Below are 22,194 nucleotides of genomic sequence, written 5' to 3'. Positions count from 1 at the left end.
GGGCTAATCATTAGGAACATAGATAATTTGAAAAAGGAGAGGAAAATAATGAGCGAAATGATGATCAAATTCAGCAATCCTGAAGAAGTATTAGAATTCGTAAATAAGGTGGCAAAATATCCATTTGATATGGATATGAAGCGGGGCAGATTTGTTGTTGACGCAAAGTCTATCCTTGGGATCATGAACCTGGGATTCAACAACCCGATCGAACTAAAGATATATGATGAAGACTGTGATGAGCTGAAAAAAGAGATTTCTAAATATGCGGCTGCATAGTCTTGAGTAAAAGGACTGCTCCTGACAGCCGGAAGGTATGGTTAGAGACAGCATAAATGCCTGTCAGAGATACCTGTGAAATCAAGAGCTAAAGGTGTGGTTGAAGTGGTTTATACTTGTTTACAGAAACTTCTCGGCGTATAATAAAATACGTTGAGGAGTTTTTATTTGGAGGAAAAGAGAGAATTGAGAGCAAAAATAGACAGAAGTGCCTATTTATTCGATAATAAGGCACTGAAAGCATTGATCATCCCTCTGATTATCGAACAGCTTCTGGCCGTTCTGGTGGGGATGGCAGATTCTATTATGATCGCGAGTGTGGGAGAGGCGGCTGTATCGGGCGTGTCGCTGGTCGATAACATCATGGTATTGTTTATCAACGTTTTCGCGGCTCTTGCAACAGGAGGAGCAGTAGTCTCAGGTCAGTATCTCGGCCAGAAAAATGACAAGTCTGCCTGTGAAGCGTCCACCCAGGTGGTCTGGTTCATCACAATGATAGCAGTCGTGATCATGGCAGTCATCTACTGCGGAAAATGGTTTATCCTGCATGTTGTATTCGGCTCGATCGAGTCTGATGTCATGGGTCATGCCAATACTTACCTGATGATCGTTACGGCATCTATCCCGTTTATAGCCTTGTATAATGCCGGGGCGGCGACATTTCGTGCAATGGGGAATTCCAAGATTTCCATGCAGGTTTCCATCATCATGAATATGATTAATATCGGTGGAAATGCTCTGTTGATCTACGGATTTCATCGCGGCACAGAAGGGGTAGCGATTCCGACCCTCGTTTCCAGAATCGTGGCTGCGGTTCTAATTATTGGACTTTTGTGCGACCAGAAGCGGCAGTTACATGTTAAACGGACTTTAAAGTACAAGCCAGAATGGAGGATGATCAAAAGAATCTTGTCTATCGGAATCCCAAACGGCTTGGAGAACAGTATGTTCCAGCTGGGGAAGATCCTGGTACTGAGTCTGGTTTCCACGTTTGGTACCTATGCGATCGCGGCGAATGCAGTCAGCAACGCTGTGGCATTGTTTCAGATCCTGCCGGGAATGGCGCTGAACCTCGCGATCACGTCAGTCATTGCACAGTGTGTCGGTGCCGGTGATTATGAGCAGGTGCATTATTATACAAAGAAACTGGTAGGGATCGTTTATGTGCTCATGTGGATCATGAATGCGGCAATCTTTATGCTGCTCCCATTGATTTTGAGAGCCTATAACCTTTCAGACCTGACAGCAGAAACAACAAGACAGATCCTCTATTTCCACAGCATCAGCTGTATGCTGATCTGGCCGTTGTCGTTCTCCGTGCCTTCCACGCTGCGCGCAGCGGGAGATGCTCAGGTTACGATGGTGATCTCTATTTTCTCCATGTGGGTGTTCAGGATCGTGTTCAGCTATATCCTGGGCCGGTATATGGGAATGGGAGTATTCGGTATCTGGGTGGCGATGGTCATTGACTGGTGTTTCCGGGCTGTCTGCATGTGTATCAGGTATCGCGGCGGAAAGTGGAAGCTGAAACGTACGATCTGATAAGAACAAAATGGTGATAAGTAAGAGGCAGAGTGTGGATATCTTCTTCATTTGGCAGGAAGAATGTGGATATGTTTTCCATTTTGAATCAGATCTGCGGGAAAATGGAAGAAAAATGCTGTTCTATAGGGATTTTTTTGTAAACAGAGGCTTGATAATCCGAAAGTGCTACATTATAATAGGCTAGTACATCGTATCGTGATTAACAGCCAGTTATTTATTTTATCATGTACCAGTAAATCAGAAACAGGTTTCGATGGAAGAAGTTTTCTATCGGCCGTATTTTGAGTAGGAGGATAATTTTGAAGAACGAATTAGTGATTGTCCTGGATTTTGGCGGGCAGTATAACCAGTTAGTCGCAAGGCGTGTCAGAGAATGTAACGTGTATTGCGAGATTTATTCTTATAAGACAGATATAGAAAAAATCAAAGAAATGAACCCGAAGGGTATTATTCTGACAGGAGGGCCGAACAGCTGTTATGAGGCGGATTCACCGACTTATACCAGGGAACTATTCGAGCTGGGTGTGCCTGTATTAGGTCTGTGCTATGGTGCGCAGCTGATGATGCATGTGCTCGGCGGAAAGGTAGAGCGCGCCGAGGTGCGTGAGTACGGAAAGACAGAAGTTCTGATCGATAAGCAGTCTTCCAAAACATTCGAGAATGTATCGGAGAAGACGATCTGCTGGATGAGTCATTTTGATTATATCTCACAGACTGCGCCGGGATTCGAAATCACGGCTCATACGGCTGACTGTCCGGTGGCGGCTGCAGAAAATGAGGCAGAGGGGCTGTATGCGATCCAGTTCCATCCGGAAGTGCTTCATACGGTTGAAGGCACAAAGATGATCAACAACTTTGTGAAAAATGTATGCGGCTGTGCCGGAGACTGGAAGATGGATGCGTTTGTAGATGAGACGATCCAGACGATCCGTGAGAAGGTCGGAGACGGAAAGGTGCTCTGTGCGCTGTCCGGCGGTGTGGATTCTTCTGTGGCGGCAGTTCTTTTGTCTAAGGCGATCGGATCACAGCTGACTTGTGTCTTTGTAGATCACGGTCTGCTGAGAAAAGACGAAGGGGACGAGGTTGAGGCTGTATTCGGTCCACAAGGCCACTATGACCTGAACTTCATCCGTGTGAATGCACAGGAGAGATTCTATGAAAAGCTGGCAGGGGTGACCGAGCCGGAAGAAAAAAGAAAGATCATCGGGGAAGAGTTTATCCGTGTGTTTGAGGAAGAGGCCAAGAAGATCGGTACTGTAGACTTCCTCGTGCAGGGAACCATTTACCCGGATGTTGTAGAGAGCGGTCTTGGCGGTGAATCCGCAGTGATCAAGTCCCATCACAATGTGGGCGGTCTGCCGGATTATGTAGATTTTAAAGAAATCATCGAACCACTTAGGGATCTGTTTAAAGACGAGGTCCGCAAAGCCGGACTGGAACTGGGGATACCGGAAAGACTGGTATTCAGACAGCCATTCCCCGGACCGGGACTTGGGATCAGGATCATCGGTGAGATCACCGCTGAGAAGGTGAAGATCGTACAGGACGCTGACGCAATCTACCGCGAAGAGATGGATGCGGCAGGAATGAATAAGATCGTGGGACAGTACTTTGCGGCACTGACCAATATGCGGTCTGTGGGAGTTATGGGGGATGAAAGAACCTATGATTATGCCGTTGCACTCAGAGCAGTCAATACGATTGATTTTATGACCGCAGAGTCCGCAGAAGTGCCCTGGGAGGTACTGCATCGGGTGACGAGCAGGATCGTCAATGAAGTGAATCATGTAAACCGCGTATTCTATGATCTGACGGGGAAACCACCGGGGACGATAGAGTTTGAATAGACACCACATCTCTGGGAAGCCTTATTTTACAGGCTTTCCAGAGACTTTTCTCTTTTATTGGCTACAAATTGGCTACACCTGCCATTTGGCTACCATTCGGAACTGTCGTTCCGTTTATCACATTTTCAAGTTGGGCAGCTACTTCTGCCTGCTTATTCGGATACAGATGACTGTAAGTATTTAAGGTCGTCTGTATTTTTTCATGTCCGAGCCGGTCTGCAATCAGGAGAGGCTGGCATCCCATTTCGATCAAAAGACTTGCATGGGAGTGACGGAGATCGTGTACCCGGATTTTTTTTACTCCTGACTTCTTACACCCTCGGAGCATTTCATGGTTCAGAAAACTTTTGGTGTAAGGAAACAGTCTGTCATCCGGCTGGATCTCATAGCACTTATCCATATACTCTTTCAGACAGTTGGCAAGGGTCTGTGGAATGGTAACAACCCGGTTGCTTTTTGGCGTCTTTGGCGGCCAGATCACATCCCTGCCGTTGATACGCTGAAAGGTCTTATTAATCGTGATTGTATGGTCTACAAGATCCACATCTGCAGGCGTTAATGCACATAACTCTCCTACACGCATTCCGGTATAATACAGAGTCATAAATGCGGTATAGGAGGCTGGTTTATCCTGTACTGTCACTATAAACTGCTCAAACTCTGCTTTTGTCCAGAAGTTCATTTCTTCCGCATGACTTTTTCCCATACTTCCGGCTTTGGTGCATGGATTCTCATGCAGGTCATAATACTTCACTGCATAATTGAACATAGCCGTCAGCTGGTTGTTGATCGCTTTTAAATAAGTCTGGGAATAAGGTTTTCCATTTTCATCCCGATAGGCAGTTAAGCTGTTCTGCCATTTGCGGATATCTTTTGGCGTAATCTCATTGATAGGGATTTTTCCAAATACCGGAAGAATCTTTTTGTCCACCATATAATGTTTACTGATGATGGTAGACTCTTTCAGCCTGTGGCTCATATCTTCAAAATACAGTTCTACGAAATCCTGGAACAGCATTCCCATATCGGCTGTCGCTTTGTTCAGAAAATCCCGTTCCCATTCTAAAGCTTCTTTTTTGGTTGTAAACCCACGTTTCTTTTTATGGATGACTTTTCCGGTGTAATCCTTGACACGAATCTGTGACATCCATTTTCCTGAAGTATCCTTTGTTACTGACAAATCTGATCATTCCTTTCTTAGAGTTATAAAAACCCTATGTTGGGAGATTATTCGCCAGAAAGCAGAGCAGCTCTTCTTTTTATACGCTCGTTTTCATCAAGATCTTCAAATTCAGACATTTCTACACCCTGTGAAGCATAATAAGCCAGTGTCTTATCTTTCCACGCCTCATAGGCAGATTTTGACATGCTGTATTCTTTGAAAGATTCTCGATTGTTTTCCCACTCTTCCAGGAAAAGACATATATCCGCATTCAGATCGGCTGCTTTATCTTTTCCGTCAAAGGTAATGGAACACTGCCAGCCGTCATGGTGAGGCGGTCTTTTTGTCTCAATAGAAAAATGAAGTCCTGTTATTTTCTCAATCTGAAACAGGCATTCCATTACGTCTGAAAGGCTGTCAAATTTAAAATCGCCGGTCTGATGCCCCAGAAGATAGGTGGAAGTAGTATCCAGCACTTTGGCAAGTTCATTGACCATAGCAATAGATACTTCAATTTCTCCGCTTTCGTATTTCTGAATGGTGCGGAGTGACTTTCCTAAAAGATCTGCTAACTCTTTCTGGTTATAACCTCGTTTTTTTCGGAGAGTTTTAATACGTTCTCCAATCGTTGAAATATCCATATCATTCATTATTTATTCACCTCACGCACAGTATAACACAGAAAAATATGTATTGCAAGTGCGTAAAATTTAAAAATGCTATTTACAAATATGAAAAACAGACGTATAATAAAAACACGAATTAAAAATGCGTATAATATGACGTGTAATAATTCAAACTAATAAAAAACGTATGTAAAATGCACTATTTGTAGTTTGTCAGAGAAAGGAGGGAAGAAAATGCAGGTTAAGGTTTCTTATATAACAGCCAATGACATTATGGAGGTACTGGGTGTCGGCAGGAGCAAAGCATATGGCATTGTGCGGGAACTGAACCAGGAACTGGAAGAATCCGGTTATAACGTGATCAGAGGTAAAGTCCCGATCCGGTATTTCCAGAAAAAGTTCTATGGCTGCGAATCGGAGTAAGGGATGAATATTTTTCAAAGTGTTAAGAAATCCGTTACCGCAAGGCAGGCTGCCGAACGATATGGATTGAAGGTAAACACAAATGGGATGGCGTGCTGTCCTTTTCATCAGGACCGTCATCCCAGCATGAAAGTGGATCAGGGATTTTACTGCTTTGCCTGCGGGGCAAAGGGAGATGTAATCACATTTACGGGCAAATTATTTGGAATGTCTCCTTATGAGGCAGCAAAAAAGCTGATCACTGATTTTAATCTTCCAATCCCATTAAAGGAGCAAAAGTCTGTTCAGAACAAATCCCGGGACAGAGAAGGTAAAAAAGTACAAAGTCGGTATCATTTTTCGGTAAAAAGTAAGGTTAGAACCTGGAAAAATCATGCCGTAGAGGTTTTGACGGACTATCTGTCGTGGATTCGGTTCTGGAAACAGTTTTACGGATCCGGGCCGGAGCCTTTTGAGCAGGAATGCTTTGTGGAGGCACTGGATAATGAGAGGAAGATCAATGATTATCTGGATATCCTTTTGACCGGTGACGGAGAGGAAATAGCGGAATTTTTCATTTATAAACGGAAGGAGGTGGAGAAGATTGAGCAGCGAATGGAAGAATATCAGCGGGGAGTCCTGGAAGAAATTAGAGAATATTGTAGAGCAGGAAATGCTGACACCGGAAGAAATCCGGGACAATCTGGAAGTAACGGAGAAAGGCCGGATCCGGCAGTCTATCCAGAATTGCAAATACGTGTTGGAATATGATCCATGCCTGCGGGGAGCTGTCTGCAGGAATGAGATGACCTGCCAAATTGATATTAAGAAAAAAGTGCCATGGAAGAGACGGGGCGTACAGATGACAGATACGGATATGAACAACCTGTCTCTCTATCTGGAAAAAAATTACGGACTGACCAGTGACCGGGTGATCGGAAAAGCGATAGATATTGTAGCCAACGATAACAGTTTCCATCCTATCATTGATCTGCTGGAAAGTCTGAAGTGGGACGGCAGACCCCGTATTGCGGGGATGCTGACTCATTTCTTCGGGGCAGAAAATCCGGAATATGCAGGAGAGGTTATGAAGATGCACATGCTGGCAGCCATAAGCCGCCTGTATGAACCTGGAAAGAAGTACGATATCATGCTCTGTCTGGTTGGCGGTCAGGGGACAGGAAAATCTACTTTTTTCAAATATCTGGCAATTCAGGATGAATGGTTCACGGATGATGTGAAACGGCTGGATGACAAGAAAGTTTACGAATATCTGCAGGGGCACTGGATTGTGGAAATGTCGGAAATGAATGCAGTAGCGAATGCCAAAAGCATTGAGGAGACCAAATCTTTCCTGAGCAGACAGAAGGACACTTATCGGATTCCCTACGAAAGAAGAGCGGAAGACAGATATCGTCAATGCGTGTTCTGCGGCACTTCCAATGACCTTGCTTTCCTGCCTTTTGACCGGACGGGTAATCGGCGGTTCGGACCGGTAAAGGTATGTCCGGAAAAAGCAGAGACTATGATATATCGGGATGAAAAAGGCTCCAGAGAATATATCATACAGGCGTGGGCAGAAGCAATGGAAATCTACCGAAGCAGGGAATTTCTCCTGACCTTCTCTCCGGATATGGAAGACTATGTGAAATCTCTGCAGAAGGACTTTATGCCGGAAGATACACAGACCGGGATGATCCAGGCTTTCCTGGACAACTACGAAGAGGATTATGTCTGCTCCACCATCATCTATCAGGAAGTGTTTCATCAGGAAGGCATTGTCCCTAAATGGCAGTCCAAAGAGATCGGAGACTTGATGGACAATGAGATTACCGGATGGGAAAAACATGGGAATCACAGGTTCTCCGGGGGACTGGGAACGCAGCGTTCATGGAAGCGGATCCGTCCGAAAAAGGATTCGGATGGATTCATGAAAGTGGATGAAAATAAGGAGTTACCTTTTGAGTAAAAGTTAACTTTAAAAATGTTTTGGGCCTTGTTCACAAAAGTTTGTTCACAAGTTTGTGAACAGGGAAGTGTGAACAGGGAGAAAAAAACTTTGAAAGTTAAAAACACAGGAGTGAAATAAGGCCCGGATACGGGCAGAAAGAAAAAGGCGGATACGCCAGAAACTAAGCCCTCGGCGATTGAGAGCGAAATACACCCATCGCACAAATCTGACGATTTATACTCTGTGTATTTCGCGACTGCATCGAGCTCTTCCCTTAAGAAACAGCCACCGGCACTTCCTTAAGGGAATCCTCCGGAAGGCCCTGCGGGGCAGACCGGCGTGTAAACAAAGGGATGATCTGACGTACAACCGCCGGAAAGGAGATACATGACAAATGGAAAAAACAGTTTTCTTCAGGTGGTCAAACTGCCCAATGTCAGAGGCAGGGTGCGTTATATCTCGGATCCGAAACGACAGGAAAATTTATATGCCACCTTTACCAATGTGGAGTCGAAATATTGGTCTTACCTTTCAAAAGAAAATCAGAAGGATTTCAGAAAAAGCGGTACAGAGGGCAAATGCATTGAGGCGAGAGAGCTGATCATCATGCTGCCGCCAAGTCTGATCCAATATGATCCGGATATGCTGCTGAAATATTTTTCCGCAAAGTTTGTGGAGAGATATGATATGGCGGTGGCAAGCGCTCTGCACCATAATAAGGCAAAAACCAATCTTCATATTCATCTGATCTTTTCAGAAAGACAGGAATTAGATGTTCCGGAAAGAAAGATTGCTGCAAGGAATATGTTCTATGACGAAAACGGAAAACACGTCCGGACAAAGAAAGAGATCCTGAATGAACGTGGAGAGATCCGGCCGGGATGCAGGATCATTAAAAAGGGAGAAGTTTATGAAACCAATCTCTTCAAACCGAAAAACCAGGAATTCAAGTCCAAGAAATTTACGGAAAAAATGAAATATTACTATACGGATCTTATCAATGAACTGGTGAAAGATCCGACAGAGAAACTAAAGGTGTTTGATAAGAACAGTCCTTATCTGCCTACCAGAAAGATTGGAAAGAACAATCCAAAGGCAGAGGAGATTCGAATTGACAATTATCTCCGGCAGGAATGGAATCATATGGTGGACCGGGCAGTGATGGAAGGAGTGACAGAGGAAGAATTGTGCCAGGTGAAGAAAAAAGAGATCACTGTGCCTGCTCAAGAATCGATCATAAAGGCAGGCTGGAAACCGGATCAGTTCCGAAAGATTTTGCAGAAAGCCATCGGGAAACTGAGAGGATTCATTCAGTTTATGAAAGAGATCCGGAATGGAGAATTTGACACAAGAGGAAACCCGCTGATCCGCTATGATCTGAGATTTGATGTGACACCGGCATCACTACCGGAGTCAGCGAAAGGAGAAAGACCATCTTCCGCTCTGCAGGAAGCGGAAGTAATGAGGCTGGATCGTATTTTGCAGAAGATGAAGAAAGCAGAACAGAAAATTTACGCCATTGAGAAAGTAAAACTCAGGCTGGAGAAAGATCTGAAAGAAGTGCAGAAAAAGTGGTTTCATGGGAAAGAGAAGAAAGAGCTGGAGCAGAAGATTGCTGGAAAACGGCAGGAACTGAAGAAAGCACAGGAGACCCTAAGCGAGATTCCCAAAATGCAGGGATATGAAAATGCACTGGAAGTAAAGAAAGCTTATAAAGCTGCAGTTACTGAACTGGAAGGTGTGCGGAAACTTCAGAGTGAATGGGATCAGAAGGGAATTCCGGAAAAGAAGTACTGGGTGATTAAAGCCAACGTTCCAGAGCAGACAACGCAAAAAAGTATCCATGAACGCCTGGAGGAGAAAAAACGAGGCGTGGAACAACAAAAGAAAAAAGAGCGGAAAAGAAATCAGGATAGGGATTGCCTGTAAAGAAACAGCCGGAATCGTCAATGTTCTCATTGAAGGCTCCGGCTGTAATTGCAGGTTGCATAAATGATTTATAGTAATCCGAAAAAGAATTCAGCGATATCTGCATCAAAGATTTTGCTGAGTGCAATCAGTTCACTGACTTTGATATTCATTCGATTAGTTTCAAGTTTTGCATAAGTGCTTTTGGAAATTTCAATTCCCATCAGCTGTAACTGCGCAACAACCTGATCCTGTGTCATATTTGTACTGCGTCTTAGACGCTGGATATTATGGCCGATATCCATGTCTGGTCTGATTTTCTGCATATCTGATCTGCTCCTAAAAATTCGTAATAAAGAAATATATATTGATTGTATGTAGTATTCAGACTATAATGTTTCGTAATGAAGAAATATTTCGCAATAAAGAAAGGATGATCAGAAAATGTTCGTTGATAAAATATTTGAAAGAGCTACGATACGAGGGATAGCGGATTATCTGTTGTTTGGTCAAGGATCAGATGAAGACGATAGGAGTTATGAGGAACGATTGGATGAACCATATATGAGGTTTGAGAAGGCTGTAGAGAAATATGATAAAAGCAAGACTTCCGAGTTGCTGGATCTGTGTAATGAAGTGAGCAGTGAAACGGCTAGTGTGTATATGGAAATAGGGCTGCAGGCAGGGATATTGTTGATGGTGGATGTGATAAAGAATATCCATGTAGAAAAGAAAATCTCTTTTACCAATTTTGTGAATAGGGATGAGGTATATAATGGTAATGAAACATTACTGGATGCAATGTATAAAGAATGGGTAGATGGAGAATTGGGGGAGGTATTACTGAAAGATGAACGATATCAGAAAATAAACAAAGAGATGAGGAAAAAGGTTGAGAAAATAGATAAACTTGGGTTTGGAAAAGAGGAAGAGATGGCTATTGACAGAGCATTGTTGGAGACAAAGGAAAGGTGTGCGGAGTATGGCAGGGTATTGTATAGACAAGGTTTTTTTGATGCGATAAATTTATTAAAATGCTAATGTCTGTTAAAGAAAAATATGGTAAGATGAAAGAAAAGTTTAAGTATTTGAAGGAGAAAATATGGATAACAATAGAATTATTGATATTGAAGTTTTTTTAATAGATGCGAAAGGGAAGCGATAACTCCTTTTGCAGCTGTGAGTTCTTTAGATAAGAAGGACGTTATTTTGCAGTCGGATGATATTGAAGAATTGTTTGAATTGTGCAAGTTAAACAAAATAAATACCATATTTTATTATTATGGATATCCTGATATCCAAAATTATCAAATAGACAAAGATAAGTTGGCAGAAAATTTGAGACAGAGATACACAAGTAAATTGAATATAGCCATGTTCAATTTACAATATATCCCCAAAGACTATTTCGAGGATATTTTACAAAATATTATATTGAAAATGCAAGTGAGTGCGGAAAAGCAAAATCAGAGAATTGTAGGAGTTAATGAGGATGAACCAGATTATTTTCAAGCATTTGTATGTTTAAACGGTTATAAAGTTGCCGTGTTCTTGAATGTGGGATGGGATGAAGATGATGACGAAAGCGAACCGTTAATGATAGCAAGGATATATTAGTGATTATGTGATGATTATTACGGATAGTTATTCAAATCTAATATCTGAGGATGGTATTATGGAGAACAAAGACACTCATTACTATTCTTATAAAGATATTCCGGATAATGAATGGGAAAGCGGAGTAAAAACTGGAGGATATCAAATTATTTTTCATGGAGAGTCTTTTGGGCTGAAGACAGACTCTAATATGACTAATTACAATTTTATAAAGCAATAATAGGATAATAAAATAATTGTGCGGTAAACTGTAGAGTAGGCCTTTGCGGAAAGGACGTTCCCAATACAACCATGATGCAGATAAGAACTTGAAAGGTTACAGATTTGCAAGTCCTCTTGTGTGTTGGGGATGATTTTTTAAGAAGAGGACTGAAATTTGCGGTAATTTTGGAATTAAGGAGAGGTGTTCTCAATCGTGCTAAGTCGTCCATAGTTTGTAACGCGTCTGTAACAAATTTCAGTGTAATCCCTGATTTTCCGGCTGTTTTCGGTTACGCAAACGATAATTCTTGTTTTCAAAGAGAAAACTTGCAAGCCACTGGATAAAACTCTTGATGGATGTCTGTACGGAGAATGATGAGAGTGGTCTTGTGGCAGCAGAGAAGATTAAAAGGACAATGCCTCAGATAAAAATAATTATCGTGACTTCTTTAGTAGAGTGCAGTTTTATTGACAGGGCGCGCAAAGCGGGAGTAGAAAGCTTCTGGTATAAAGATGCCGGTAAAGAGGAACTGTTGGAGGTTATGGATCGCACGATGAAAGGGGAGAGCGTGTATCCGGATGCTCCACCGGTTGTGATGATCGGAACAGCGAAAAGCTGTGATTTTACACCTGGGGAATTAGCAGTTCTGCGATTATTGGTGGAAGGAGAATCCTATAAAAAAATTGCAGAAAGTTTGTGTATATCACCGGAGACTGTAAAATGGCATATCAAAAATATGCTGCAGAAAACGAATTTTGATTCCAAAACGAAATTGGCGGTAGCTGTTACAAAGAAAAATCTGATTATAAATGGATTTTAAAAATAGCATTTTACTACCCATATGGGGAGTGCTTAAGACTCTGAAAACCGATATCACATACTATGTAAAAGTGTATCAAACCTATGGTTTTGTTCCTTGTTGAGATGTCAGATTGTTTATAAGATACTGTCTGGAAAGGAGAAAAATAATATGAGATGTATTATGAGAAGAATCTGCCTATTCCTGGTAATGATTGCGGTTATAGTTTTTACAGGGTGTGGGCAGAAGAAAAAAGAAGATCCAGTAACCGTTACATTGTGGCATGTATATGGAGGACAGACAGAATCGCCATTAAACGATCTGATTGATGAATTTAATGAAACGATTGGAAAAGAGGAAAATATCCAGGTACAGGTTGGCAGTGTTACAAATACGAATACGATACATGAAAATGTACTGGCATCCGCATTTGGAGATCCGGGAGCTTCCAAACTGCCGGATATGTTTGTTTCCTATCCTAAAACAGTTCTGGCGATGCCGGATGATACGGAACTTGTAGATTATTATGATTATTTTACAGAAGAAGAATTGAACGAATTTATTCCGGCCTTTTTGGAAGAAGGTGTCATTCATGAAAGACTTTCTATTTTGCCGGTAGCAAAATCAACGGAAGTTATGTTTATCAATAAAACAGCATTTGATCGTTTTGCGAAAGAAACAGGAGCGAAGATGGAAGATTTAAAAACATGGGAAGGACTCTTCGCAATGGCAGAACAATATGCTGCATGGACAGATAACCAGACGCCGGACATACCTGATGATGGAAAGAATTTTTTCGTTCATGATTATCATTTTAACTATTTTCAGGTAGGTGTAGAATCTCTGGGTGAAAATTTCTTTAAGGGAGAAAATCTGGCTTTCGGCCCGGAATTTCAAACAGTATGGGAACCCTATGCAAAAGCGGCACTGTCCGGAGGAGTATGGCTTCGCGGCGGTTATGCAACGGAACCTTTGCGAACGGGAGATTCGATTGTATCAGTGGCTTCGTCAGCCAGTGTATTATATTATTCTGACGAGGTTACTTATGCGGATAACACATCGGAAAAAGTAGAGATTGTTTCTATGCCATGTCCCGTATTTTCCAGAGGAGAAACGATGGTTATGCAGCGAGGCGCCGGCATTTGCACAGTAAAATCTACACCGGAAAAAGAAAAGGCCTGTATTACGTTTCTTAAATGGCTGACAGAAGCCCAAAAGAATGTAGAATTTGTGACTAGTCTTGGATATATGCCGGTAAAGCAGGAGGCTTTCGATATTTACCTTCCGGAGGCGATCGAGAAGTTAAGTGATCCGATGTATGTATCACTTTATCAGGCTTTTTTAAAGACGCAGGAGAATTATACATTTTATACTGCTCCGCAATTGGATTCCTATCTGGATCTGGAAACAAAGTTTGAAGAACTTATCAGGCAAATCTTGTCAGTAAAGCGGTTGGAGTGGCTGGAAGACCCGGAAGATATGGATAAACTTGTTTCAGAGACATTAGAGGATTTCAAAGCAGCATACACACAATAATGTCTGCCGGATCGGCAAAAAGAGGTGGCTGACATATGGGAGAAAAGAAAATAAATTTCTGGAAGATTATAAAAGGAATAAAGAGACAAAGCATTCGTATGCAGCAAAGACTGATTGTTTATTGGTGCGTGGTGATTTTAACACTTTTTTTTGTGACAGTTCTATTACTCAGTATTTTGGGAGTCCTTCCGGGAATGGATTTTAAAGTACGGGAAATGTTGTCTGCCCAGCAGAAAAATACGTTGTCAACTATGACAGAGCAGACTGATATTATGATGGCGAGAAGTATTTCTTTATCGGAAGACATTACAAAAGAATTGAATCAATGCCTGACAGCCAATGGAAAGACATTTTCAGATTTGAATGATAATCCTCAGCTGATCATGGATTTAGAGTCTGCGCTGTATCCCTCCTTGAAATCTGCATTGGATGTGAAGTATTGCAGTGGAGTTTTTGTTGTATTGGATGCAACGGTAAATACGAAGACGGAATATGCAGATACATCACGCATGGGAATTTACCTGCGCCTGTCTGATTTAAAGGCAGTAAATACAAGCAAACAGCACGTAGTTTTTTTCAGGGGAAATGCTGATATTGCAAGAGCAGAGCAGGTACAGCTCCATAACCGTTGGAATTTAGAATTTGATACGTCCGCATTGCCGGGTTATGAACAGATTATGCGGTTTGATGGGAACCGGCTGGTAGAGAGCTGCCTGTGGACAGACCGGCTGGAGCTGAGTGACACATGGGAGGATGTGCAGCTTTTATATGTCCCGGTTTTAGACAGTACCGGAAAAGTACGCGGTTTGTGCGGTATGGAGATGAGTAATCTGTATTTCAGGCTGTCTTATCCTATGGTGGAAGGTTCCTGTGGGAATATAGTGACAGTACTGGCTCCTATGGACAAAAAAGGAAACATCTATCTGGATAAGGCGATGTTCGGAGATACAAAAGAAACGTATCTTTCACCATCAGGAACGATGACAGTGAAGAAAGGAAAGTATTATAATACATATTCTACCGCTTTCGGGAATTATATAGGCAGGCATGAACTGCTTGAATTGAAGAGTTGTAATGGGATGCCGCTTGCGGTACTGACATTGATATCAGAAGCGAATTATGAAAAATTAACAGCGGACAATCGAAGGGACTGGATCATCGGTACGTTGTTATTCCTGATTTTATTATTGGTTGTTTCTGTCAGTATGTCCCGTCGTTTTGTGAAGCCGATTCTTCGGAGTTTAAAAGCACTGCAGGAGGATACGCTGACAGATGAAAATATATCAGGAATTTCAGAAGTGGATGCACTGGTTGATTTTATGCAGAAAAAAAGAAATACGGAGAAACTGGAAAATGGAGGCATTCCTCCGAATATAGAAGAAATGCTCAAGGCGTTTGCTTTGCGCGTGGAAACTCTGACTCCGTCAGAGAGGATGGTTCTTCAGTATTATGTTGATGGATATACGATACAGGAGATTGCTTCATTGCTTTATATCAGTATTGGAACAGCTAGAAAGCATAATACAAATATGAATCGAAAACTGGGAATAACTGTCAGAGAGGAATTAATGCTGTATATTGAGTTGTTTCGAAAATGCGATCAGTTAGATAAGCTGACATATAATAGAACTGAGTAAAAGAAAAAGAGTCTGTACAGGCTCTTTTTTAGTTTGACCGACAGATATCGTTTACATTTTTACAAAAAAGAAATTGCGCATATATAGTAGATAGATAAAAAAAGAAACACTATATATAGTATACTAATCGTTCGTATTTTGGAAAATAAGCAAAATATACGAATGGCGACCATAGTATTTGCTTTCCGTATCTGCTACGCTTTCATTACGAAATGGTGGCCGCCCGATAAAAGAAAAAAATAAAGGAAATGGATAAGGAGGGAGAACTGAGAATAGGATGGTGATAGAGCAAGGAGGTTAACAAGGAGGTTGAAATGTGGAATATATTACGAAAAAGGATTTAATAGATTGTTCTACACCGGATGAGTTTTGCTTTTCACTATGCTGCATGGAATGTAAAACAGTATGGAAAAGCACACCAATTCGTTTTTCCAAAGCGGGGAAAAAACCGGAAAATGAAAATCGGAAGATTATTTATGATACGCTTTATGACCGGGAAAAGAATTTAGCATTTCAAAAAGCATTGAATCAGGCGAAAGAAATATTTAATATTTGTCCGATATGTAAGCGTCTTGTATGTGACCATTGCTTTTTGATCTGTGATGATCTGGATATGTGTGTGCAATGTGCCGCAAAACTTAATGAAAAAGGTACTGTTGTAGGATGAAAACGAAAAAAGAAAAACGAAAAAGAAAGGAGAACTTTACTATGAAAAAATATGAGATTTTAGGAGGAAATTTACCAGTTGTCGTATGTGAATTAGCAGCAGGAGAATCTATGATCACAGAAAGCGGAAGTATGAGCTGGATGAGCCCGAACATGAAAATGGAGACGGTTACCGGTGGCGGAATGAAGAAAATGTTCGGCAGAATGATGTCTGGTGATTCTGCGTTTCAAAACAGATATACCGCAGAAGGTGCAGACGGAATGATTGCATTTGCATCAAGTTTTCCGGGAGCGATCAAAGCATTGGAGATTAGCAACGGTCACTCCATGATCGTGCAGAAAAGTGCATTCCTTGCTTCAGAAGAAGGCGTAGAACTGTCCATGCATTTTCAGAAAAAATTAGGGAAAGGCATATTTGGAGGAGAAGGTTTCATTATGCAGAGATTGAGCGGAAATGGAACCGCGTTTGTAGAAATTGATGGACATGCAGTGGAGTATGATCTGAGTGCAGGACAGGAAATTTTGATCAGTACGGGGTACTTAGCGGCAATGGAAGAAACCTGCACTATGGATGTTGTAGCTGTAAAAGGAGTAAAAAATATGCTGATTGGAGGAGAAGGCATTTTTAATACCGTTGTGAAAGGACCGGGAAAGGTGATCTTGCAGACAATGCCAATCAGTAAGGTAGCAGAATTGCTGACTCCTTTTTTTGCAGATAAGAAGTAATTGAAAGGGGAGAAGATTATGAGAAAGAAGTTGAATTTGTTATTTGGACTGGTTCTTATCATCAGTATGGTAGTACTGACCGGTTGTGGAGGCTCCGGAAAAACAGGAGAGAAGAACCCGTATGAAGGGAAATGGGTAGCGGTGTCTGCTCAAATGATGGGAATGTCCGTCAGCATAGATGAAGTTTTCGGAGGAGATTTTGAATTTGAAGTGAAAAATGGCGGAAAAGTATCCTTTTCAGTCGGAGACACTACCGGAAATGGAAAATGGTCTGTCGAAGATGATCAGTTTACCTTGAGCATCGAAGGAGAAAAAATGGTGGGAACCATCGGAAAAGATATCATTTCTTTTGACGATATGCTGGAGATGGGAGTAAAGGTGATTTTTGCAAAGGATGGAACGGATGCAATGGATCCGGCACTCTATCTGACAGAGGAGGAAAATGCAGTCATAGGTGAGTGGGCTGCAGAAAGCGTGGAAGAACTTTTAGGAGACGGGCCTCAGACTTCTATGGAAGGAGTAGACAACATCAATGATGCACTGCGTCTTGATTTCAAAAGTGACCGTAATGTAACAGTTATTTATAAAGGAGAGGAGATTGGGACTTTCCCATGGTCAGTTGCACTGGGATATTGTTCGATTGAATCAGAAAATCCATCTCTTACAGTGATGATAAATGACGATGGTACTTTGAAAGTAGACTACAGTGATGATGATGACTACTACACATTCCACTGTGTAAAAAGTGACAGTGAATAACTGAAAAGGATGTGGAAATCATGAAAGGAGGGAAGACGCCATGAAAAAGAAACTGTGGTGTGTGCTGTGTATCATGATATGCATGATGATGATAGTGGCATGTGGACAAAAAAAGAATCCGGAGAAGAAAAAATCGGAAAAAGCAGAGCAGGAAGAAACAGAATTTAAAGACAGAGAAAGTCTTAAATTAAGTTTATTTACAGTGTATTATCCGAAGGCATGGAACTACGATAAAGAGAATATGAAGAAAGATGAAGAATATTCTTACGTTAGATTTTTTGATGGAGATACAGCAGATGGATCCGAGAATGTCATTTCTATAGAAGCGACCAAGGAGGATTCATATGCATATCGAAAGAGTTTAATTGACTTTGGAGTGGATTTAGAGGCATATGCTGAAGGGAAAATGGACACTGTAACAATAGGAAATGCAGAATATACAGCAATGCCGGAAAGTAATTCCATAGAAAAAACGTATATGTATCGTTATGAACAGTCTGGCACATCCTATGATATCAGAGTAAAAGGACAGGAAATAGATGATTCTGACAAAGAATTGCTGGAAGGAATTGTGCTGAAATTAGAGGATGAAGGAAATAAAGACGCACCATGGCCATGGGAGGGAGAGCCTCTTGAACCTGTATTGGCAGAGCAGATGGTAGGTTCTTATACAATCGTTCCGGAATATATCCCATTTAAAGAAGCACAGGGAGTTATGCAGATTATGGATCATCAGTTTGTAAAACAGGGCAATCAAGTGTTCCATTTGCTGGAGAACAAACTGGATACTTATGAATATTCAGAAAGTGGACTTGAATTCGTATCTTCGATGGAATTAGACGATGATTTTGAATATTTGTCTGGGGACAGCAGTGGAATGTTATATCTTTCGCCTGGAATTGGAGATGTAATTGGCGTAAAAGATGGGAAAAAGGCACTTCAGACAACAGTAGACGGAGATCTGAATATGCATCCATCCGGAGAATGGGGAATCAGTTTCTGGGTGAACAGTGATACTCAGAAGATTGCGAATCAAGGCGGTAACCTGACGGCAGAACCGTGGATACTGACCGGATTAAATAACGATGAAGAACGCAAGGGACTGTTTTCTATGATAGATGACGTACAGATCACGAATAGTCATATTATGGTTGCCGGCTCCATGGCTGTGGAAGATGAAGGCACAAAAATTGTTGTCTATGATTATGATGGCAATCAGCTTTTGAAATTAGGTGGAGAAGATATCAGTTCTCCGGACAAGCTCGGTTCCATTACAGGCATGGCGGAAACAGAAAATGGTTTTGTGGCTGCAGATGGAAATATGCGTGAAATACAATTTTGGGCAAAAGATGGAACGCACGTAGGTGCAATTTCTACAGAGGACATATTTGGTGTCAGTTATCCATGGCTGGAAGATATGCAGCTTTTAGATGACGGCTCTCTGTTAATTATGCTGACACAGGAACGAGACGACGGATCAGCAAATGAATTGATGTTTTTCAGATTGACAGGATTTTAATTGAAAAAATAAAAATCGTTTGTCGGCAGAAATTTATCTGCCGACAAGTGATTTTTCTGTTTCCTGTTTCCAATATAAAGGTAGAATTTTATCACATCAGTGAATCAATTTTCATATTTATCGTATACAGATATATATAACATAAATGGCATAGAGGATCAACATCAGGATCCACTCCTTTTTATCGAGTGCTTTTTTGGTCCATGCCATAATCCATACGATAACACTGAATACAAGCGGAACAGCTGGGAAGTGTATTGAAGGACGGGAGTTTATCATTGCACTTCCGGAAAGTTTTGTTGAGTACAAGGCAGATGATGTGGTAAGGCTTTTCACGGACAGCTTTCATAGAAGGTACGATGTGGAATGCAGTGCGGCACTTCTCCATAACAAGAAAATGACCAATTACCATATTCATCTCGTATTCAGCGAATGGAAAATGCTGGAACATCCAGAAGTGAAAATTGCTACCAGTGGTTCGCATATATTTTTTCTGTAAAAACTGATATGCTGACTTCAGATAGAAAGTGAAAACAAAGAGAAAGGAGATTTGTTTATGGGACTGATTAAAGCTGGTATGGGAGCATTGGGCGGCACACTTGCGGATCAATGGAAAGAGTTTTTCTATTGTGAGGCGCTGGGAAAAGATGTACTGGTAACAAAAGGACAGAAACGTATAACAGGACGTTCGTCCAATACGAAAGGAAATGACAACATTATTTCCAATGGAAGTGGTATCGCAGTTGCAGATGGGCAGTGTATGTTGATCGTAGAACAGGGCAGGGTCGTTGAGGTCTGTGCTGAGCCGGGTGAATTTACCTACGATACTTCTTCAGAACCAAGTATCTTTGCAGGAAACCTGGGAGAGAGCATTCGTGAGACGTTCAAGGTAGTCGGCAAACGTTTCACATTTGGCGGAGATACTGGAAAGGATCAGCGTGTTTATTACATTAACACAAAAGAGATGGGAGAGATCCTTTATGGAACAGCGACACCGATTCCGTTCCGCGTGGTTGTAAATGAAGAGCTGGGATATAAACTGTCAGTAGATCTTCGCTGTAACGGTAATTTTACGTATCGTATCAGTGATCCGATTCTGTTTTATACCAATGTCTGCGGAAATGTAGAAAGCGACTATGAAAGTACGGAGATTGCACCTCGCTTAAAGGGTGAATTGATGACAGCTCTGCAGCCGGCACTGGCAACTCTTTCTGCAAAGAAAATTCAGTATTATGAAATTCCGGCACACACCCTGGAGCTTTCTGATGCATTGAATGATGTTCTCTCAAAAACCTGGAAGGAAAAACGTGGTATAGAGGTATTTTCATTTAATATCAATTCCTTAAGTATTCCGGATGATCAGCGTCTGAAACTTACCGAGTGGGAAGAAAATGCAATGACAACCAATCCGAATACTGCGGCAGCCCGCCTGGTAGGAGGACAGATCGATGCTATGAAAGCAGCAGCAAACAACAATGCAGGAGCGATGACCGGATTCATGGGCATGGGTATGGCTATGAATGCAGGCGGAATGGGCGGCATGAATGCACAGAACCTGTTTGCAATGGGTCAGCAGCAGAACCAGGCAGCAGCACCACAGCCGGCACAGCCACAGGCGGCAGCAGCACCACAGCCTGCAGCAGGAAGCTGGACGTGTAAATGCGGAGCCACAGCTACCGGAAAATTCTGTCCGGAATGTGGTTCACCAAAGCCGGCAGATAGTGACGGATGGACCTGTTCCTGTGGAACGGTGAATAAAGGAAAGTTCTGTCAGAACTGTGGCGCAAAGAAACCGGCCGGAGCACCTTTATACCGTTGTGATAAATGCGGTTGGGAACCGGAAGATCCGGCACATCCGCCAAAATTCTGTCCGGAGTGCGGTGATCCGTTCGATGATGGAGATATTACAAACTAAAAATTACCTGACAAAAAGAAGGGAGGTTTCAAGATGGGATTTTTTGATAAAAAGTATTGTGATGTGTGTGGAGAAAAGATTGGTCTCCTTGGAAACCGAAAGTTAGAGGATGGAAATCTCTGTAAAGATTGTGCAGCAAAGCTTTCCCCGTTTTTCTCTGAGAGAAAATCTTCTACGGTGGAAGAGATCAAACAGCAGCTGGCTTATCGTGAAGAAAACCAGCGTCAGATCGCAAGCTTCCGGGCAACCCGTATCATCGGTGATCGGATGAAGGTGATGGTTGATGAACTTGGAAAACGTTTTGTTGTCACCTCTTCCAGCGATATTTTAAAGGCGAATCCGGATATCATTCCTCTTTCCGATGTAATTTCCTGTAATCTGGATCTGCAGGTGGATGACACGGAACTGAAGAAGGAGGATGCCCAGGGAAAGGAAGTCAGTTATAATCCACCGAGATTCTGCTATTCCTATAACTTCTATATTGAGATTTCAGTCAAACATCCTTGGTTCAGCCAGATTCGTTTCCGCCTGAACTCGAGTGATATTGAGATTGTAGATGAGGTTACCGGTATGGGTGCCGGCATGGGAAGAATGATGGGCAGCCGCCGCCAGAGTATGGTACATCCGGAGTATAATATGGATTATCGTAAATATCAGCAGATGGCAGATGAAATCGTAGCTGTTCTGACCGGTCAGCCGACAGCAAGAGGTGTAGCAGCGAATGTGATCAACAATATGGCAGATGGTCAGGGATTCGTCAATTCCGTTGTGAACGGAATAGGCGCTGGCATGGCTGGTGCTGGAATGGTGCAGGGACAGGCCGGCATGCAAAATCCGAATATGATGCAGGGACAGGCCGGTATGCAAAATCCGAATATGATGCAGGGTCAGGCAGGAATGCAGAATCCGAACATGATGCAGAATGGAAGCTGGGTCTGCTCCTGCGGTATGACAAATACAGGAAGATTCTGTCAGAACTGTGGTTCCCCGCAGCCGACAGCACGGCATCTCCGCTGCAGCAACTGTGGCTGGGAGCCGACAGATCCGACACATCTACCGAAATTCTGCCCGCAGTGTGGAAGTCCATTCTAGCAGAGA

General features: G+C 42.2%; 22 protein-coding genes and 1 pseudogene. 20 read left to right on the top strand and 3 right to left on the bottom strand.

Going from position 1 to position 22,194, the window contains the following annotated elements:
- Positions 1-48: 48 nt before the first annotated feature.
- The 3 genes from AC4OGX_RS02395 to guaA all read left to right on the top strand — a co-directional run bounded on the left by AC4OGX_RS02395 (position 49) and on the right by guaA (position 3,671).
- Positions 49-279, top strand: a complete 231-nt coding sequence (locus AC4OGX_RS02395) for an HPr family phosphocarrier protein (RefSeq protein WP_493328211.1) — start codon at positions 49-51, stop codon at positions 277-279.
- 168 nt (positions 280-447) lie between these two features.
- On the top strand, positions 448-1,821 hold the full coding sequence (locus tag AC4OGX_RS02390; RefSeq protein WP_493328210.1) for an MATE family efflux transporter: 1,374 nt from the start codon (positions 448-450) through the stop codon (positions 1,819-1,821).
- A gap of 302 nt (positions 1,822-2,123) precedes the next feature.
- Positions 2,124-3,671, top strand: coding sequence for a glutamine-hydrolyzing GMP synthase (gene guaA / locus AC4OGX_RS02385; RefSeq protein ID WP_493328209.1), 1,548 nt, complete (start codon positions 2,124-2,126; stop codon positions 3,669-3,671).
- A 61-nt stretch (positions 3,672-3,732) separates the two neighbouring features.
- On the opposite strand, the gene AC4OGX_RS02380 is transcribed toward guaA, so the two are convergent.
- Both AC4OGX_RS02380 and AC4OGX_RS02375 read right to left on the bottom strand, forming a co-directional pair.
- Positions 3,733-4,851 carry a site-specific integrase gene (locus AC4OGX_RS02380; protein WP_493328208.1) on the bottom strand — a complete coding sequence of 373 codons (1,119 nt, stop codon included), beginning with the start codon at positions 4,849-4,851 and terminating at the stop codon, positions 3,733-3,735.
- A gap of 47 nt (positions 4,852-4,898) precedes the next feature.
- Entirely contained in the window at positions 4,899-5,483 is a 585-nt protein-coding gene (locus AC4OGX_RS02375; protein WP_493328207.1) for a helix-turn-helix domain-containing protein, read from the bottom strand.
- A 210-nt stretch (positions 5,484-5,693) separates the two neighbouring features.
- Between AC4OGX_RS02375 and AC4OGX_RS02370 the strand changes: the two genes are divergently transcribed.
- From AC4OGX_RS02370 to AC4OGX_RS02355, 4 genes are all read left to right on the top strand, one after another.
- Positions 5,694-5,882, top strand: coding sequence for an ICEBs1 excisionase (locus tag AC4OGX_RS02370; RefSeq protein ID WP_087166868.1), 189 nt, complete (start codon positions 5,694-5,696; stop codon positions 5,880-5,882).
- Positions 5,883-5,885: 3 nt separating this feature from the next.
- Entirely contained in the window at positions 5,886-6,632 is a 747-nt protein-coding gene (locus AC4OGX_RS02365) for a CHC2 zinc finger domain-containing protein (RefSeq protein ID WP_087174555.1), read from the top strand.
- Positions 6,535-7,830, top strand: a complete 1,296-nt coding sequence (locus AC4OGX_RS02360; protein WP_278825556.1) for a virulence-associated E family protein — start codon at positions 6,535-6,537, stop codon at positions 7,828-7,830. Before AC4OGX_RS02365 ends, AC4OGX_RS02360 begins: the two co-directional genes overlap by 98 nt.
- Before the next feature lie 369 nt (positions 7,831-8,199).
- The gene (locus AC4OGX_RS02355) at positions 8,200-9,741 is read left to right on the top strand and encodes a MobA/MobL family protein (RefSeq protein ID WP_278825547.1); all 1,542 of its coding nucleotides are present in this window, start codon (positions 8,200-8,202) and stop codon (positions 9,739-9,741) included.
- Positions 9,742-9,809: 68 nt separating this feature from the next.
- Here the strand turns inward: AC4OGX_RS02355 and AC4OGX_RS02350 are convergent, their stop codons facing one another.
- A complete protein-coding gene (locus AC4OGX_RS02350; RefSeq protein WP_278825548.1) occupies positions 9,810-10,046 on the bottom strand; it encodes a helix-turn-helix domain-containing protein in 237 nt (78 codons plus the stop codon).
- A 118-nt stretch (positions 10,047-10,164) separates the two neighbouring features.
- On the opposite strand from AC4OGX_RS02350, the gene AC4OGX_RS02345 reads away from it, so the two are divergent.
- From AC4OGX_RS02345 to AC4OGX_RS02285, 13 genes and pseudogenes are all read left to right on the top strand, one after another.
- Positions 10,165-10,761: a hypothetical protein gene (locus AC4OGX_RS02345; RefSeq protein WP_493328203.1), complete on the top strand. Its 597-nt coding sequence runs from the start codon at positions 10,165-10,167 to the stop codon at positions 10,759-10,761.
- A 138-nt stretch (positions 10,762-10,899) separates the two neighbouring features.
- Complete coding sequence (locus tag AC4OGX_RS02340; protein ID WP_493328201.1) at positions 10,900-11,337, top strand: hypothetical protein; 438 nt, start codon at positions 10,900-10,902, stop codon at positions 11,335-11,337.
- 58 nt (positions 11,338-11,395) lie between these two features.
- On the top strand, positions 11,396-11,557 hold the full coding sequence (locus AC4OGX_RS02335; RefSeq protein ID WP_278825554.1) for a hypothetical protein: 162 nt from the start codon (positions 11,396-11,398) through the stop codon (positions 11,555-11,557).
- 334 nt (positions 11,558-11,891) lie between these two features.
- Positions 11,892-12,359 (top strand): response regulator transcription factor, encoded by a 468-nt coding sequence (locus tag AC4OGX_RS02330; protein WP_493328200.1) that lies wholly within the window; start codon positions 11,892-11,894, stop codon positions 12,357-12,359.
- 150 nt (positions 12,360-12,509) lie between these two features.
- Entirely contained in the window at positions 12,510-13,874 is a 1,365-nt protein-coding gene (locus tag AC4OGX_RS02325; protein WP_493328199.1) for an extracellular solute-binding protein, read from the top strand.
- A 194-nt stretch (positions 13,875-14,068) separates the two neighbouring features.
- Positions 14,069-15,511, top strand: a complete 1,443-nt coding sequence (locus AC4OGX_RS02320) for a helix-turn-helix transcriptional regulator (protein ID WP_493328198.1) — start codon at positions 14,069-14,071, stop codon at positions 15,509-15,511.
- A 316-nt stretch (positions 15,512-15,827) separates the two neighbouring features.
- Entirely contained in the window at positions 15,828-16,178 is a 351-nt protein-coding gene (locus AC4OGX_RS02315; RefSeq protein WP_055283089.1) for a hypothetical protein, read from the top strand.
- A 41-nt stretch (positions 16,179-16,219) separates the two neighbouring features.
- A complete protein-coding gene (locus tag AC4OGX_RS02310; RefSeq protein ID WP_493328197.1) occupies positions 16,220-16,903 on the top strand; it encodes a TIGR00266 family protein in 684 nt (227 codons plus the stop codon).
- A gap of 18 nt (positions 16,904-16,921) precedes the next feature.
- Positions 16,922-17,662, top strand: a complete 741-nt coding sequence (locus AC4OGX_RS02305) for a hypothetical protein (RefSeq protein WP_493328195.1) — start codon at positions 16,922-16,924, stop codon at positions 17,660-17,662.
- A gap of 40 nt (positions 17,663-17,702) precedes the next feature.
- Positions 17,703-19,181 (top strand): hypothetical protein, encoded by a 1,479-nt coding sequence (locus AC4OGX_RS02300; protein ID WP_493328193.1) that lies wholly within the window; start codon positions 17,703-17,705, stop codon positions 19,179-19,181.
- A gap of 238 nt (positions 19,182-19,419) precedes the next feature.
- A pseudogene (locus tag AC4OGX_RS02295) lies at positions 19,420-19,653 on the top strand (MobA/MobL family protein); the annotation flags it as partial.
- Positions 19,654-19,737: 84 nt separating this feature from the next.
- On the top strand, positions 19,738-21,096 hold the full coding sequence (locus AC4OGX_RS02290; protein WP_493328192.1) for an SPFH domain-containing protein: 1,359 nt from the start codon (positions 19,738-19,740) through the stop codon (positions 21,094-21,096).
- Between the two features lie 33 nt (positions 21,097-21,129).
- Positions 21,130-22,188 carry a DUF4428 domain-containing protein gene (locus AC4OGX_RS02285; RefSeq protein WP_493328191.1) on the top strand — a complete coding sequence of 353 codons (1,059 nt, stop codon included), beginning with the start codon at positions 21,130-21,132 and terminating at the stop codon, positions 22,186-22,188.
- Positions 22,189-22,194 lie beyond the last annotated feature (6 nt).

It is taken from the genome of Faecalicatena sp. (assembly GCF_058819085.1).
Note: the sequence above shows the minus strand (reverse complement) of the source record. Positions and strands in the feature narration are given on the sequence as shown.